The following is a 1,043-nucleotide window of genomic DNA, read 5'->3' on the forward strand; positions in this document are numbered from 1 at the left end:
ATAAAAAGAGACAGGTTAAAATGTTAGGGACAACAGTTCGACTCCCCTCGGCTCCATATGGAGTAAAGTAGAAGACACCTTGACTGGTGTCTTTTTTCGTTTTAGTTATTTTCCTTCAAGGCCTAGTGCCCTTGAAAGATGGTATAATAATAACGAATGGAGCTGATGCCGATGGATTTGCTGGACCCGCGTGTTGATTTTGTATTCAAACGGATATTTGGCAGCGAGAACAACAAGGATGTGCTGTTGGCTTTTCTTAACCGCATTTTCACCGAAGCTGGCGAGCCGCCGCTGACCGAGATTATTCTGATGAATCCCTACACGGATAAAGATGATCCACTCGACAAACAATCCATCTTTGATGTTTACGCTAAGACCTCGGAAGGGAAACTGATTGATATAGAGATGCAACTGTTTAATAAGTACGACATCGAGAAACGAACGCTATTCTATTGGAGCAAACGATATGCGAGTCAACTGAGTGAGGGAGACAAGTATCCAGAGCTAAAGAAATGCGTAACGATTAACATTTTGAACTATGCGTTCTTGAAGAATAAACAATATCATAATGTATTTCATTTGCGGGAAGACCGAACAGGGATATCCTTGATTGACGACATTGAGGTGCACTTCCTGGAGTTACCGAAGCTGGATGAACGTAGTGTTTCGTCTGAAGGCGGATTGATCAATTGGTTGTTGTTTCTGAAAGGTGCCGATACATCACACTGGGAGGTGCTGAAGATGAATGAGCCGGGTTTGGAAAAGGCGATGGATACTCTTCAATATCTAAGTCAGGATTCGGATGCCAGACGGCTGTACGAGGCCAGGCAGAAGTATCTGCATGATGAAGCCTCTATGCTGGAAAGTGCAGAGTTGGCTGGAATCAAAAGAGTAGCTAAAAATATGCTTGAAATGAATTTGGATATAGCGACTATCGCAAAGGCCACTGGATTATCGGAACAAGAGATTAATGCTTTGAGGAAGTAAGAAAAATAGGAGTATCCTATGGTGAAAAAGCGCTCTTTTGTGATTAATGTTTCGCG

The 1,043-nt window shown here is 42.7% G+C and carries 1 protein-coding gene; it reads left to right on the forward strand.

What is annotated here, in order from left to right:
* Positions 1-156: 156 nt before the first annotated feature.
* Positions 157-987: an Rpn family recombination-promoting nuclease/putative transposase gene (locus tag KIH86_RS07730; RefSeq protein ID WP_223083327.1), complete on the forward strand. Its 831-nt coding sequence runs from the start codon at positions 157-159 to the stop codon at positions 985-987.
* Positions 988-1,043: the final 56 nt, after the last annotated feature.

The sequence above is a fragment of the Paenibacillus sinensis genome (genome assembly GCF_019904155.1).
Lineage (GTDB): Bacteria > Bacillota > Bacilli > Paenibacillales > Paenibacillaceae > Paenibacillus_AQ > Paenibacillus_AQ sinensis.

What these genes read in the sequence shown, in the direction of transcription:
- KIH86_RS07730 (WP_223083327.1), top strand. Translation starts at nt 157, where the DNA reads ATGGAGCTGATGCCGATGGATTTGCTGGACCCGCGTGTTGATTTTGTA.